Source organism: Streptomyces sp. NPDC047081 (assembly GCF_040643775.1).
Lineage (GTDB): Bacteria > Actinomycetota > Actinomycetes > Streptomycetales > Streptomycetaceae > Streptomyces.
Window position 1 is genome coordinate 234,811 of record NZ_JBEYUY010000010.1, and the last position, 14,206, is coordinate 249,016.

At 71.6% G+C, this 14,206-nt stretch carries 12 protein-coding genes and 2 pseudogenes; 7 read left to right on the top strand and 7 right to left on the bottom strand.

Translation table 11 applies throughout. The features are described from left to right. Positions 1-31 precede the first annotated feature (31 nt). The 5 genes and pseudogenes from ABZ848_RS21245 to ABZ848_RS21265 form a co-directional block, all read left to right on the top strand. Positions 32-1,801 (top strand): phospholipid carrier-dependent glycosyltransferase, encoded by a 1,770-nt coding sequence (locus tag ABZ848_RS21245; RefSeq protein WP_360833941.1) that lies wholly within the window; start codon positions 32-34, stop codon positions 1,799-1,801. A 124-nt stretch (positions 1,802-1,925) separates the two neighbouring features. After that, on the top strand, positions 1,926-2,849 hold the full coding sequence (locus tag ABZ848_RS21250; protein WP_360833943.1) for a MurR/RpiR family transcriptional regulator: 924 nt from the start codon (positions 1,926-1,928) through the stop codon (positions 2,847-2,849). 295 nt (positions 2,850-3,144) lie between these two features. Then, entirely contained in the window at positions 3,145-3,519 is a 375-nt protein-coding gene (locus tag ABZ848_RS21255) for a hypothetical protein (RefSeq protein ID WP_360833945.1), read from the top strand. Positions 3,520-3,666: 147 nt separating this feature from the next. Beyond that, positions 3,667-3,852, top strand: a pseudogene (locus tag ABZ848_RS21260) (ANTAR domain-containing protein); the annotation flags it as partial. Between the two features lie 84 nt (positions 3,853-3,936). After that, a pseudogene (locus tag ABZ848_RS21265) lies at positions 3,937-4,653 on the top strand (PP2C family protein-serine/threonine phosphatase); the annotation flags it as partial. A gap of 33 nt (positions 4,654-4,686) precedes the next feature. Here the strand turns inward: ABZ848_RS21265 and ABZ848_RS21270 are convergent. Together ABZ848_RS21270 and ABZ848_RS21275 are read right to left on the bottom strand one after the other, a co-directional pair. Continuing rightward, the gene (locus tag ABZ848_RS21270; RefSeq protein WP_360833947.1) at positions 4,687-4,845 is read right to left on the bottom strand and encodes a hypothetical protein; all 159 of its coding nucleotides are present in this window, start codon (positions 4,843-4,845) and stop codon (positions 4,687-4,689) included. Between the two features lie 80 nt (positions 4,846-4,925). Next, positions 4,926-5,585: a peptidoglycan-binding domain-containing protein gene (locus ABZ848_RS21275; protein WP_360833949.1), complete on the bottom strand. Its 660-nt coding sequence runs from the start codon at positions 5,583-5,585 to the stop codon at positions 4,926-4,928. Positions 5,586-5,752: 167 nt separating this feature from the next. On the opposite strand from ABZ848_RS21275, the gene ABZ848_RS21280 reads away from it, so the two are divergent. Both ABZ848_RS21280 and ABZ848_RS21285 read left to right on the top strand, forming a co-directional pair. Continuing rightward, complete coding sequence (locus ABZ848_RS21280; RefSeq protein ID WP_360833951.1) at positions 5,753-8,209, top strand: polysaccharide lyase 8 family protein; 2,457 nt, start codon at positions 5,753-5,755, stop codon at positions 8,207-8,209. A gap of 67 nt (positions 8,210-8,276) precedes the next feature. After that, positions 8,277-8,849 (top strand): MarR family transcriptional regulator, encoded by a 573-nt coding sequence (locus ABZ848_RS21285; RefSeq protein ID WP_360833953.1) that lies wholly within the window; start codon positions 8,277-8,279, stop codon positions 8,847-8,849. Between the two features lie 3 nt (positions 8,850-8,852). Here the strand turns inward: ABZ848_RS21285 and ABZ848_RS21290 are convergent, their stop codons facing one another. The 5 genes from ABZ848_RS21290 to ABZ848_RS21310 all read right to left on the bottom strand — a co-directional run bounded on the left by ABZ848_RS21290 (position 8,853) and on the right by ABZ848_RS21310 (position 14,202). After that, positions 8,853-9,566, bottom strand: a complete 714-nt coding sequence (locus tag ABZ848_RS21290) for a gamma-glutamyl-gamma-aminobutyrate hydrolase family protein (protein ID WP_360833955.1) — start codon at positions 9,564-9,566, stop codon at positions 8,853-8,855. Next, positions 9,563-11,053, bottom strand: a complete 1,491-nt coding sequence (locus tag ABZ848_RS21295) for an aldehyde dehydrogenase (protein ID WP_360833957.1) — start codon at positions 11,051-11,053, stop codon at positions 9,563-9,565. The genes ABZ848_RS21290 and ABZ848_RS21295 overlap by 4 nt, the downstream gene beginning before the upstream one ends. Before the next feature lie 46 nt (positions 11,054-11,099). Further along, a complete protein-coding gene (locus ABZ848_RS21300; protein ID WP_360833959.1) occupies positions 11,100-12,551 on the bottom strand; it encodes an APC family permease in 1,452 nt (483 codons plus the stop codon). Positions 12,552-12,728: 177 nt separating this feature from the next. Beyond that, positions 12,729-13,328 (bottom strand): TetR family transcriptional regulator, encoded by a 600-nt coding sequence (locus ABZ848_RS21305; protein WP_360833961.1) that lies wholly within the window; start codon positions 13,326-13,328, stop codon positions 12,729-12,731. A gap of 28 nt (positions 13,329-13,356) precedes the next feature. Continuing rightward, a complete protein-coding gene (locus ABZ848_RS21310; protein WP_360833963.1) occupies positions 13,357-14,202 on the bottom strand; it encodes a fumarylacetoacetate hydrolase family protein in 846 nt (281 codons plus the stop codon). Between the last annotated feature and the right edge of the window lie 4 nt (positions 14,203-14,206).

Consider the following 14,206-nt stretch of genomic DNA (forward strand, 5'->3'; position numbering starts at 1 on the left):
CGGCGGCGGGAGCTGATGCGAAAGTAGGCGCATGCGGCGCCTCGACGATCACTCCCGCCGCCCCGCGGCCGGTGACACCGCGGGGCGGAAGATGGCGCACGAACAGCACTCGGTCCTCGATCCCGGGACCCGCGACGATCCTCCGCCCCGTGACGGCGCGGCACACCCCCCGCCATCGCCGACACCCGCCCGGCCCGCCCCCGGCCCCGCGCGGCGGTGGCTGCTGCCGCTCCTCGTCGTGGTGCTGCTCGGCCAGATGGCCGCGGCCATGGTCACCACCGCCGTGCAGCAGACGCCCACGATCGACGAGCCGATCTATGTCGCCACGGCCGCCGACTACCTCCACGAGCACCGCGTCCGCCTGAACCCCGAGCACCCGCCGCTGGGAAAGCTGGTCATCGCGGCCGGGGTGGCGGTCGCCGACCCGCACGTGGACACGGCGTACAAGGGCGACCAGGGGGCGTTCGGCCGGCATCTGCTGTACGAGTCCGGCAACGACCCCTGGCGGCTGATGTTCTGGGCCCGCCTCCCGATGATCGTGCTGACGCTCCTGTTCGGGCTCGTGGTCTTCGCCTTCGCGCGTGAACTCGCGGGCGCCGTGGCCGGGTTGGCGGCCCTGGCCCTGTACGCCTTCTCCCCCGACGTCATCGCCCAGGGCTCGCTGGCCACCCTCGACGTGCCCGCGGCCGGGTTCGTGCTGACGTCGGCCTGGCTGCTGTGGCGGGCACGGCGACGGCCGAGGCTGTACGTCCCGCTCGCCGGGGTCGCGCTCGGGGCGGGGCCGGCCACCAAGATGAGCGTGCTGCCGGTCGTTCCGGTGCTGTTGGGGCTGGCCGCCTGGTCGGTGTGGCGGGCGGGCCACGAGGACCGGCGCAGGGCGCTGCTGCGGGCGGCGGCGGGCGCGGCAGTCGTCGGGATCGTGGCCGTGGCCGTCGTATGGGCGTCGTATCTGATCGTCGATCCGCGGTTGCGCTGGTCGCCCGAGCAGGCCGTGCCCGCCGTGCACGGGCTGAAGGGGCTGCTCGTGCAACTGCTGCCGTTCCCCGAGTCGTACCGGGACGGCATGCGCATCCAGTTCGGGCTGGAGGACTACCCGTGGCAGGGCTTCCTGTTCGGGCATCTGTACACCGGGGCCCGCTGGTACTACCTGCCGGCCGCGCTGCTGGTGAAGACCCCGCTCGGGATGCTCGCGCTGTGGGCCGCCGGGGCGGTCGTGGTGGTGGCGGTACGGCGGCTGCGGCCGGCGGCGCCGTACCTGCTGCTCGCCCCGGCCGTGCTGCTGGCCTCGGCGATGACGGGGTCGCGGGACTTCGGGACGCGGTACGCGATCTTCGTGCCGATGTTCCTCGCGGTGGCCGCGGGCCTTGTCCTCGCGGTGCGGTGGCGGTGGGCGCCGCTCGTCACGGGGGTGCTGGTGGCGTTCGTCGCGGTCAGTTCGGTGCGGACGTTTCCCTACTACCTGCCGTACTCCAACGAGGCGTTCGGCGGTCCGGCCAAGACGCATCTGCGGCTGCACGACTCCAACGTGGACTGGGGCCAGGACCTCGGCCGGCTCGCCGACCGGCTGCGCGAGCGGTACCGGGGCGAGCGGATCTGGCTGGTCTACAAGGGCAGCGGGGTGCCGTCGTACTACGGGATCCACGCGTCCGATCCGCGCAAGGTGTCGCCGCGGCAGGTGCGGGGTCTCCTGGTGGTGTCGGACTCCTCGGTGGCGAAGGCGCGAGGACGGCTGGCCGCACTGATCGACAGCAGCCGTCCGATCGACGAGGTCGGTCATTCGATCACCATCTACCGGCGCTGACACAAGGCCACCGCGGGCAACCTGAGGATCCGTCGGGCGAGCCCCGGATGCTCCCGTACAAGCCCTGGTCACGACGGTGTGTGAGCTATGTTGAAGCACTGTGGGAGACAAAGGAGGCGCACCGGTGCCATCGCCGCAGCAGGCACGCGCACAGGCATCCGCCATCACCTCGGGCAAGACCGCACCGGAAGCGGAGGCCGCCCCGGCCTCCCAGCTCAGAACCCTCTTCGACCGGCCCCGGCTCTCCCCGGGCCAGCGGCGCATCGCGCAGTACCTGATCGAGCACATCACCGAAGCCGCGTTCCTGTCGATCACCGACCTCGCCGAGCGGGTCGGCGTGAGCCAGCCCTCGGTGACGCGGTTCGCCGCGGCGGTCGGCTTCAGCGGCTACCCCGCGCTGCGCGAGAAGCTCCAGTCGATCGCCCTGGGCACCCTGGCCGGCGGGCCGGGCACGGCCGAGGAGAACGGCAGCAACGAGCTGCAGGCGGCGGTCGACGCGGAGATCGAGAACCTGGAGAACCTCCGCCGCGACTTCGCCGACCCCGACCAGCTCATCGACATCGGCCGCAAGCTGTCCGCGTCGACGCCGCTGACCGTCCTCGGGCTGCGCATCTCGGTCTCGCTCGCCGAGTACTTCGCCTACGCCGCACGCCGTATCCATCCGGACGTGCGGCTGGTGACGCGAGGGGGCAGCGTCGCCTACGACGCGCTGTTGCAGTCGCGTGAGGCGGGTGGGACGTGGGTGCTGGCGTTCTCGATGCCCCGGCACGCCCAGGAGACGCTCACGGCCGTACGGGTCGCGCGCAGCGCCGGTCTGAAGGTCGCCCTGGTGACCGACCTGGCGCTCGGGCCGGTGGCCGACGAGGCGGACGTCGTCTTCGCCACCGGCACGGGCTCCCGGCTGGTCTTCGACTCGTACGCGGCTCCCGGTGTCGTCGCCGCGGCGCTGCTGCAGGCGATGACCGACGCCGATCCGGAGCGCACCCAGGCCCGGCTGGAGGACTACGAGCAGATCTCCGACCAGCACCAGTTCTTCCTGCGCGACTGACCGCCCCGTACCCACGGGCGACACCCACCCCCCTGCTGACGGTAATTACAAAGGGACCTTTCACAACATTTCACGCATGAATGTTTTCATGCCGCTTGCAAACCAGTCGGCATATATAAATACTGCTCACGCGTCACCCGGACACCCGAAGCCGCCGTCTCCTACCCGCGTCGGCGCCGGCGGTGTCCGGTGGGGCCTCGCCTCGCGCGAGCGCCCCTGGCGGTCCCGGTCATCCCCTAGGCCGGGGCCGCCCGCCCTCGTCGACCACCCCCCACGACGCCGCACACCGGAAGCGATGAGCATGCAACTGACGACCACGCGTCTCAGCCCCGACTGGCCGTGCCAGGTCAAGGCGCCCGGCAGCTACGACTGGGAGCGCTCGGCGGCCAAGTGGCTGCGCGAGCTGGTGCCGGCGCGCTACGCGAGCTACCCGGCCCTGATCCGGCACCCCGTGCTGCTCGCCCGCCATGCGCACCTCCAGGTCCAGCAGGAGATCCGGGTCGCCCGCACCGCCCTGCAGACAGCGCGTGCCGATCTGCCCGCGCTGGGACTGCCGGAGTCGGTCATCGAGCACACGATCAAGCTGTACGCGGCGGAGGTGCTGCAGCTCCAGCACATCGCGCGCAGTGTCCGTGCCGTCTCGCAGGCGCTGGTGGACTCCGGGCGCTGAGCGCGCCGACCCTGCGGCGGCCCGGGCCGCGCCGGTTGTCCTCTTCCGAGTGAATCGCGATCAGGCAAGGCCGCGAGCGGAACGGCACTCGTGTGCAATGCTCGTCGCGTGACCAGCGAACCCGCCACACCGGCGGAACCCCGGACCGTGTCGGGCACCGCCGGACCGGCCGAGGCCCTCGCCGGGCAGCGCGCCGAGACAGACGGGCTGCGTGCCCTGGCGGCGGCGTCGGCCGTCCTGGAGCGGGCCAAGGGCGCGGTGATGGCGCAGACCGGCTGTGCGGCGGACGTCGCGGCCGAGATGCTGCGCCGGCGGGCCGAGGCCGGTGGGCGCACGCTGCTCGAGGAGTGCCGGAGCACGCTGCGGAGCCTGGTGCCGCCGGCCGACCCGGTCGCCGGGCCCGTCGTCACCCCCGAGTCGCTGGCCGGCATGCTCCAGCACGCGCTGCTCCCGCTGCCCACCCGGCCCGCGCGCCTGGCCGGGTTGCGCGTCGAAGTCGCCTACCTGCCCGCGCAGTCGGGGATCCACGTCGGCGGCGACTGGTTCAGCGCCATCGAACTGCCGGACGGGGAGGCCCTGTTCGTGGTCGGCGACGTCGCCGGACACGGGCTGAGCGCGGTGGCCACGATGGCCCAACTGCGCTTCACCGCCAAGGGCATGGTCATCACGGGCTCCTCGCTGACCGGTGCGCTCGCCCGGCTGAACACGCTGCTGCTGCACTCCCGCGATCCGCACGGCACGGCGACGATGGTTCTCGCCCGCTACGACCCGGCCGAGCGGCTGCTGGTGTGGGCGCAGGCCGGTCATCCGCCGCCGCTGCTGCTGCGCGACGGGCAGGTGCGGGTGCTCGACCGGCCGGGCGGGATGCTGCTCGGCGCGATCGACGAACCGGTCTTCGAGGAGGCCGAGTGCCGGCTCGAACCCGGTGACCGCGTGATCCTCTACACCGACGGCCTGGTGGAGCGGCCCGGCGAGGGCCTGGACCGGGGGCTCAGGCGGCTCTCCGAGGCCCTCCTCGCCCATGCCGCGGACGAGGCCGACACCCTGGCGCCGCTGCTCGCCGAGATGCTGGAGGGCGAGCGGCGGGACGACGTGTGCGTGCTGGACATCAGGGTGCCGACGGATCCGGAGTAGACGGCGCCACGCATACGCTTCATCCCCGCGCGGTCAATCGTCGTCGCGGTGCAGCCAGTACCAGCAGATGCCCACCACGAAGGCCAATAGGAACGCGCCGGGCAGGATCAGGCCCGGGATGCGGGAGCCGTTCATGGGCGGGGCCTTCGGGTCGAGCGGGCGGAACGCCCTGTACGTCGGCCCTGGGCCCATGGTGATACACAACGGCCCGGCCGACGCCGTGACTTTCCCCACCCGTTGCCCTGCGTTCGAGTACCGGCGCCCCGCCGGGGTCAGCCCGTGCCGGTCCGGGACTCCAGTGCGAGACGGGTGTCGTTGCCGTAGACGCCGTTCTCGTCGCCCCTGATGCCGTACCAGAGCTGGAAGCGGGCCACGGCCTCCTTGAGGGTGGCGTCGTAGGTGCCGTTCGTTGAGCCGTCCTTGTAGACGTCGGGGATGCGCAGCAGGCGTTGCTGGAGGTCGGTCACCTCGGGGCCGCTGTCGCCCTCGCGGAGGGTGCCGGCGCCGTCGGGGTCGGTCGGTCCGGTCGCCGTGGGGGTCGGGGTCGCTTCGGCGGACGCGGTCGGACTGGGGACCGGGGTGGCGGCCTCGCCGTCGCGGCCGGGCAGCAGCAGGGCGCAGCCGAAGCCGACGAGCGCGGCCGCTCCGACGCCGATGGTGACCGCGGCCCGGCGCAGACCGGGGCCGAACCCGAACCGGCCACCGCTGCGCGGTGTTCTCCGCTCCTCGGTGCGCACCGGCGGGAGTTCCTGGGTCTCGCCCTCGTCCCAGGAGTGCGGGTCCGGGACGGCGACGGGTTCGAGGCCGCTGTTGCCCTCCTCCATCTCCCTGAACAGCTCCGCGAGCGCGTCGGTGCGGCGCGGGCGCAGCACGACGATGGGCTCCAGCGGCGGACGGTCGTCGGACGACCCGGATTCGGGCGGTGTGGGCACTGTGCTCTCCTTCCGTCCCGTGACGGGACTGTCCGCCTTCCCCGAGGAGTGATACGCGGCCGCGCCCCCGGAAGTTCAGCGGATCCCACCCCTGCCAAACGATCGATATGTTCAATTCGGTAGCTTGTATTGAGCGTTTGAGCGGCACCGTGCTAGAAACCGCCGACATGACGACTCGTTGGTCACGTCGCGGCTTTCTGACCGCAAGCACCGGCACCGCTGTCGCTCTCGGCCTCTCCACTCCGTCGAGCGCCGCTCCGTCCACCGCCGTTCAACAGGCTCAACAGGCGGACGCGGCGGACGAGTTCACCACCCTGCGGGCGAAGTGGCGCACGCTCGTCCTGGGCGAGGGGTTCAGTCCCACCGCGGAGCCCTTCAAGAGCCGGCTCGCCGAACTGGGTACCACGGCGAGCCAGTTGCAGTCCTCGATGGCACCGGCGTCCGGTTCGCTGTGGCCCGACCTGGTGTACGCGGACCCCGATCCGGACACCGACCAGGAGTCGTACGGCTACTCGGGCAACCTGCAGACCAGTTACACCCGGCTCAGTACGCTCGCACAGGCCTACTGCCAGCAGGGCACGGGACTGACCGGCGACACCGGCCTCAGGGACGCCGTCCTCACCGGCCTCGACCATCTCAACTCCGAGGTCTACAACGCCACGCAGACCCGCTACGGCAACTGGTACAGCTGGCAGATCGGCGCCCCGCAGGCGCTGCTGGACGTCTGCGTGCTGATGTACGACGCGCTGTCGTCGACCCGGATCGCCGACTACCTGGCCGCCGTGGACCACTTCGTGCCCGACTCGGCCGTCGCCGGCTACTCGGGCACCAGCACCGGCGCCAACCGGGTCGACCTGTGCCGGGTGCTGGCGCTGCGCGGGGTCGTCGGCGCGAACCCGGCGAAGGTCGCGCTGGCCAGGGACGCCCTCTCCCCCGTCTTCCCGTACGTCACCACCGGGGACGGGCTCCACACCGACGGCTCCTTCATCCAGCACACCACCGTGCCGTACACGGGCTCGTACGGTTCGGTGATGCTCGGCGGGCTCGGGCTGCTGTTCGCGCTGCTGGCCGGCTCGACCTGGGAAGTGACCGACGCGAACCGGCAGATCGTGTTCGACGCCGTGGAGCACGCCTGGGCGCCGTTCCTCTACAACGGGCTGGTGATGGACGGCGTGGCAGGCCGGGCGATCAGCCGGGGCCTTTCCGCGACCGACACGAAACAGATCCAGCAGGACGATCATCTGCGCGGTCATCCGATCCTCGCGGCGATCGTCCTGCTCGGTCAGGGCGCGAGCGCGACGGAGAACGCCCGTTGGCGCGGGCTGGTGAAGGGCTGGGTGCAGCGCGACTACTACAGCCCGCCGCTGAGCGATCCGTCGATCGGTCTGACGGGCCTGGCCCGGCTGAAGTCGGTCGTGGACGACACCTCGGTCACCGCGATCGCCGAGCCGACCGGGCACCGGCTGTTCACCGACATGGCGCGGGCCACCCACCGCAGACCCGGCTGGGCCGCCTCGATCAGCATGGCGGACCGGCGGATCACCTACTACGAGACCGGCAACGGCGAGAACCTCCACGGCTGGCACACCGGGTCCGGAATGCTCTACTGGTGGGGCGACACCTACGCCAACGGCCAGTACAGCGACGCCTTCTGGCCCACCGTCGACCCGTACCGGCTGCCCGGCACCACCGCCTCGCGCACGGTGCTCGCCGACGCGGCGGGCGGCGACTGGGGCGCCTCGCTGCCGGACGTGAACTGGGTGGGCGGGGCCACGGACGGCGCACGGGCCGCGATCGGCCAGTACCTCAAGGGACTTCAGTCCACGCTCATGGCGAAGAAGTCGTGGTTCTGTCTGGACGACTCGATCGTCTGTCTCGGCGCGGGCATCAAGTGCACCGACGGCACGGCCGTGGAGACCACGATCGAGAACCGCAACCTCGGCCCGACCGGAACCCACGCCTTCACGGTCGACGGCACCGCCTACGCCGCCGCCTACCCCTGGTCCCAGACCTTCACCGGCACGGGCTGGGCGCACATCGGCGGCATGGGCGGCTATGTCTTCCCGGGCGGCGCCACGTTCAAGGCGCTCAGGGACTCGCGTACCGGCGCCTGGAGCGGCGTCAACAAGAGTGGCTCCACGACGGCGATCACCCGCAAGTACCTGACGATGTACGTCGATCACGGCACCGACCCGACCGCCGGCAGCTACTCCTATCTGCTGATGCCGGGCGCCACCGCGGCGCAGACCCAGGCGCGGGCCGCCGCCACGGGCTGGCTGACCGTGCTCGCCAACACCGACAACCAGCAGAGCATCTCGGTGCCCTCGCTGGGCTTCACCGGCGTCAACTTCTGGTTCGGCGGTACGGTCGGAACGCTCACGGCGAGCGATCCGTGCTGCGTGATGATCACCGAGAAGAGCGACGGGACCGCCGTGATCTGTGTGAGCGATCCGATGCGGATGCGGACGAGCCTGACGCTCACCTGGAACCGGGCGGTGTCGGCGGTGACGTCGAAACCGTCCACCGTGACCTCGGCGACGACCGGTTCCGCGCTGACGCTCACCTTCGGCGATCTGAGCGGCACGGCCGGCGTCACCCAGAAGATCACCGTGAAGCTTGGGTGAGGCGGCCCGGTCCGGCCCGCGCCCGCCGGTCCGTACAATTTGAGGTCGAACGACCGAAGGAGCTGCCGTGCCGGGCCATCGATCCATCACCGAAGCCGAGAAGCTCGCCGCGGCGAAGCTGGGCGGTGTCCCGCTGCGCCGGGAGCAGATGGCGGCCGTCGCGAACATCTACCGGGCGGCCTCCGCGGTCCGACAGCACTTGGAGAACTCGGTGCTGCGCGGGTCCGATCTGACCTGGACGGCGTTCGTGGTGCTGTGGGTGGTGTGGGTGTGGGGCGAGTCGGAGACCCGGCACGTCGCCGAGGAGGCGGGCATCTCCAAGGGCACCCTCACGGGCGTGTCGCGCACCTTGGAGTCGCGGGGCCTGCTGGTCCGGGCGGGCCATCCGACCGACGGCCGGCTGGTGCTGCTGAGCCTCACCGGGAAGGGTGAGGAACTGATGCAGCGGGTGTTCCCGGCGTTCAACGAGGAGGAGTCCTTCGTGACCGAGCGCCTCACGGACGCCGAGTGCCGCAGCCTCGCGGAGGGGCTGCGGCAGGTCGTGCTGCAGGTCGAGGAGCACGGCGAGGAGCGCCGCCGCGCCCTCCTCAACGGCGCGGAGCCCGCGCCCCGTCGCAGCGGGCGGCGCCCGAAGGCCTGAGCCTCAGCCGCGCGCCGCGCGCACGAGCGCGTCGAACAGGCCCTGCTGGGCCGGGTCTTCGTGTGCGGTGTCCTCGGGGTGCCACTGGACTGCGGTGAACCAGCCGCGGGCGGTGGGGAGTTCGAGCCCCTCGATCGTGCCGTCGGCCGCCGTGGCGGTGACGGTGAGTCCCTCACCAGGTCGGTCGACGCGCTGGTGGTGGTAGCAGGAGGCGTCGGTCTTCTCGGTCCCGGCCGCCAGCGCCACGGTCGATCCCGGCTCCAGCGTGACCGGGTGCATGACGTGCCGGTGGTCGCGGCCGGGTCCGCCCATGTCCTGGTCCAGGGTGCCGCCGAGGGCGACGTTCACGACCTGAAGTCCCCGGCAGACCGCCAGCAGCGGGATGCCCAACTCCAGTGCCTTCCGGGCGACTTCGAGGTCGAAGGCGTCCTGGAGGTCGTCGACGTCGTACACGCTGTCGTGGGTGTCGTCGGCCCCGTATCTCGACGGTGACAGGTCGCCGCCGCCGGGGAGCAGGACGCCGTCGAAGCGGGCGAGGCGGTCGGCCACGTCGGTGTCGGCGGGGTGGATGCCGGCCGGTTCGCCGCCGGCCCGCCACACGGCCTCGATCAGCGCGCGGGCGTTGACCTCGGCGGCGTACCGCAGTGCGGAGGTCGTGGCGGAGAACCGGGCCGGGATCGCGATCAGGGGCCGGGCAGACCTTTTCGTGCGGCTCACAGCTGGATCCAGGTCGTCTTCAGCTCGGTGTACTTCTCGATGGCGTGTACGGACTTGTCGCGGCCGTTGCCCGACTGCTTCACGCCGCCGAAGGGGACGGTCAGGTCGCCCTCCTCGTAGCAGTTGACCCAGACCGTGCCTGCCTTGAGCTGTCGGGAGACCCGGTGTGCGGTGGCCAGGTCGGAGGTCCACAGCCCTGCGGCGAGGCCGTACTCGGTGGCGTTGGCGAGCCGTACCGCCTCGTCGAGGTCGTCGAAGGCGAGCACGGACAGGACCGGGCCGAAGATCTCCTCCCGGGCCAGCCGCATGCCGGGGTCGACGCGGTCGAAGACGGTGGGTTCGAGGTACGTCCCTCCGCTGTCGGTGCGGATGCGGTCGCCCCCGGTGCGCAGCCGGGCGCCCTCCGCGCGGCCGGTGCCGATGTGGTCGAGGACGCGCTTCAGGTGGCTCTCGCCGACGAGGGCGCCCATCTCGGTGGCCGGGTCGAGGGGGTCGCCGACGCGGAGTTCGCGGGCGCGGCGGACGACGGCTTCGGTGACCTGTTCGGCGATCGAGGTGTGGACGAGGAGGCGGGAGGGTGCGGTGCACATCTCGCCCTGGTTGAAGAAGATGCCCCAGGCCGCGGTGGCGGCGGCCTTGTCCAGGTCGGGGGCGTCGGGGAGGACGATGTTGGGCGACTTGCCGCCCAGCTCCAGCCAGACACGTTTGAGGTTGGAGTCGGCCGCGTAGTGCAGGAAGTGGCGGCCGACGGCGGTGGAGCCGGTGAAGGCGAGGACGTCGACGTCGGGGTGGAGGCCGAGGGCGCGGCCCGCCACCGGGCCGTTGCCGTTGACGACGTTGAGCACTCCGGGCGGGAGCCCCGCCTCGGTGGCCAGGCGGGCCAGCAGGAGCGCGGAGAGCGGGGAGTTCTCCGACGGCTTCAGTACGACCGTGCAGCCGGCGGCCAGCGCGGGGGCGACCTTCCAGCCGGCCAGCGTCAGCGGGAAGTTCCACGGGACGACCGCGCCGACCACGCCGGCGGGTTCGCGGGTGACGAGGGCGAGGGCGTCGGGGGCGGTGTGCGGGGACTCGCCGGTGAGCTTGTCGGCGAGCTGGCCGTACCAGCGGAAGGTGGTGATGGCGGCGCGCAGTTCGATGTCGTGGGCGTCGGTGATGGGCTTGCCCATCTCCAGACTGACCGTGAGGGCCAGCAACTCCCGGTTCTCTTCGAGGAGTTCGGCGAGGCGGACCAGGACGCGGCCGCGTTCGGCGGGGGCCAGCCGGGGCCAGGGACCGGAGTCGAAGGCGCGGCGGGCGGCGGCCACGGCGGCGTCGATCTCGGCCGGGCCGCCGTCGGCGACCTGGGCGATCACCTGGCCGTCCCGGGGTGAGACGACGGGGAAGGTGCCGCCGCCACCCGGTTCGTCGGCGCCGTCGATGTGGTGGGCGCCGTCGGCCTCCAGCGCCTTGGCCCGGCGGAGCCACTCGTCGTGGGTGACGGCAGGCATGCGTTTCCTCCAGTGCAGGTGAGGTGATCGGTGGCGGGCAGGCGGCCTAGGCGGTCGCGTCCTTGCGGGTCACGCGTGCGGCCACCAGGCCGAGGGCCATGACCGCCGGCACCGATGCGACCAGCCATGCGGCCGTGCTGCTCTCGCCGCCGATGAGGGTGGTGAAGTTGTCGAGGATCAGCCAGATGGCGCCCGCGATGCCCAGCGCGCCCAGGGTGGGGGCGATCAGGGTGTTCCAGGGCCGGGTGTCGAGGCGCTCGCGGCGGAAGAACGCGACCACGGAGACCGAGGTCAGGAAGTACAGCAGCATGATCCCGAGGACCGCGACGCCGCTGAACCAGGAGAACAGGGTGAGCACCGGGTCCTTGCCGGCGATCGCGAAGGGCACGACGAGCAGCACGGCGATGGCCGTCTGCACCAGGCCGGCCACCGAGGGACAGTGCCGGCGGTTGATCGACGACAGTTTGCGGGGCAGCAGCCCGTCGCGGCTGAGGGAGAAGAGGTAGCGGTTGGCGGAGTTGTGGAAGGCGAGGATGCCGGCGAAGAGGGAGGTCGCGAGGAGGATCGGCAGGACGTCGTTGACCCAGGCGCCGAACTGGTCGGCGATCGGCGCGAAGACGAAGGTCGTCGAGTCGGTCGTGAGCGCCTTCCCGGCCGCTTCCTGCGCCTTGGAGGCGCCGTAGGCGGAGACCAGCATCCATGAGGTGAAGGCGAAGAAGCCGGTGACGACGGCGACGGCCAGGTAGGTGGCCCGGGGCACCGTTTTCCGGGGTTCGCGCGCCTCCTCGCCGTAGATCGCGGTGGCCTCGAAGCCGATCATCGACGCGACGGCGAACATGAGCGCCACGCCCGGCGCGCCCTTCAGGGCCGCGCTCGGGGAGAAGGACTGGGTGAAGCCCAGCCCCTCCGGCCCGCCGCCCTTGAAGAGGGTGACGAGCGCGAAGGCGCTCAGGATGCTGAACTCGGCGAGGACGAAGACCGCGAGCACCTTGGCGCCCATCTCGATGCCCGAGGCGCCGAGGACCTGGACGATCGCCATGGTGACCAGGGCGCACACCCACCAGGGCACGTCGTGGCCGGTGTAGTGGTTCAGCAGGCCGCTCACGGTCGCCCCGTACAGACCGTACATGGCGGCCTGGACCGCGCAGTACGCGAAGAGCGCGACGCCCGCGCTGCCGGTGCCGACGTGCCGGCCGAGGCCCTTGCCGATGTAGGTGTAGAAGGCGCCGGCGTTGACGACGTGCCGGCCCATGGCCACGAAGCCGACCGAGAACAGCAGGGTGACCAGGCCGGCGGCCACGTAGGCGGCCGGGGCGCCGGGACCGTTGCCGGCCCCCACGGAGATGGGGAGCGCGCCGGCGATGCCGGTGAGCGGGGCCTGTGCGGACAGGACGAAGAAGAGGATGCCCAGGACGCCGAGGGCGTTGGGCTTGAGCATGCCTGCGGTGGGTGCGTCGTCCTGCACGGTGTGCGCCGTGGCGACCGTACGACTGTCCACTCGGATCACCTGCCTGAGAGAGGAGAGGAGGATCGTTTCAGGCCAAACGAGTTGCGCTCATCGTGGGGCGGAACTATCCGTTTGGCAAGGGGGTGCGGCGGAGAATCCGTTCTGAGGCGGACTTCTTACGGGGCCGTAATCAAGGGACGTCCGCGGCGCGGCCGGGGCCGGGCGGTCTCAGTGCGCGTCGCGCTCACGGGCGAGCAGCCGCAGCACACCGCGCAGCTCTTCGAGGGCGTCCTCGATGATCTCCCGCTCGCCGAAGACGAGCTGGTGCAGGACGAGGCCCTCCAGGGTGGCGAACACCATCCGGGACAGGCCCTCGTCGACGGGTCCGGGCAGCATCTGGGTGAGCTCGCGCCGGGTGGCCTCGAAGTACTCCTCATAGAGGGCGCGCAGGTGGGTGAGCAACTCGGGCCGGCGGCGCGCCTCGATGAGGAGCTCGTACTGGAAGGACTGGAGGTCGGGCCCGGACTCGACCATCTCGGTCAGTCCGACAGAGAAGTCCTCGGTCTTGCCGGTGCCGGGCTCCAGTGCGCTGCTGCTGAGCGAGGTGCGGATGGCGTGGGCGAGGGCCTCCTCGATCAGCGCGTCGCGGGAGCCGAAGTGGTGCACGACGAGCCCGTGGGTGACACCCGCCTCCTCGGCGACCGCGCGGTAGGTGAGCCTGCGCAGGCCGCCCCGCGCCACGACGCGCACCGCGGCGTTCAGCAGGGCCTCGCGGCCCGCGCCGTATGTCACGCGCTTGCGGGGGCGGCGCTCGGCAGGCTCGGTCATGACAGCGACCCTACCTGCGGCGACGCCGTCAGCGACGCGGCGGGCGGATGCCACGGAACTCCCAGTCGCCGCCGAGTGCGGTGGAGAGCACTTCCTCGGACTCGGTGGGCTGTGCGCCGACGTCGGTGCGGACGGGGGTGGGTCCGGTGACGACGTGGTTGGTGAGCCGGCCCAGGCCCTCCACCTCGACCTCGACCACGTCACCGGGCTGCACGGGGCGGGAGTTGGCGGGTGTGCCCGACAGCAGCACGTCGCCCGGGTACAGGGTGATGGTGCGGGCGATGTCGGCGACGAGGTAGTGCATGTCCCACTTCATCTCGTCCGTCGAACCGTCCTGCACGACCTCCCCGTTGACGTACGTGCGCAGCCGCTTGCCGTGGAAGTCCCAGTCGGTGACGAGCCCCGGCCCGAGCGGGCAGAGCGTGTCGGAGCCCTTCACGCGGAGCATCGACCCGGCGTCGGTGTCGCGGAAGTCGTGCAGCCCGTAGTCGTTGGCGACGGTGTAGCCGGCGATGTACTCCCCCGCCTGTTCGGGCGAGATGTTCCGCGCGGTCTTCCCGATGACGATGGCGACCTCGCCCTCGTAGTTGAGCCACTTGCAGCCCTCGGGCCGGACGATCGCGCCCCGGTGGGAGTTGAGGGAGGAGGTCGGCTTGTGGAAGTAGGTGGGGGTGTCCGGCAGTTCGATGCGGAACTCGTCGACGCGGCTGCGGTGGTTGAGGTGGACGGCGATGACCTTCGACGGCACGACCGGAGGCAGGTGCTGGGCCTCCTCGACCTTGACGCGACGGCCGTCCCCGGCGACGAGTTCGTCCCCGTCGACGGTGACCTGGACGGCGGCGCCGTCGAGGAGGATGCGGCGGTATTCGGGCATGGCG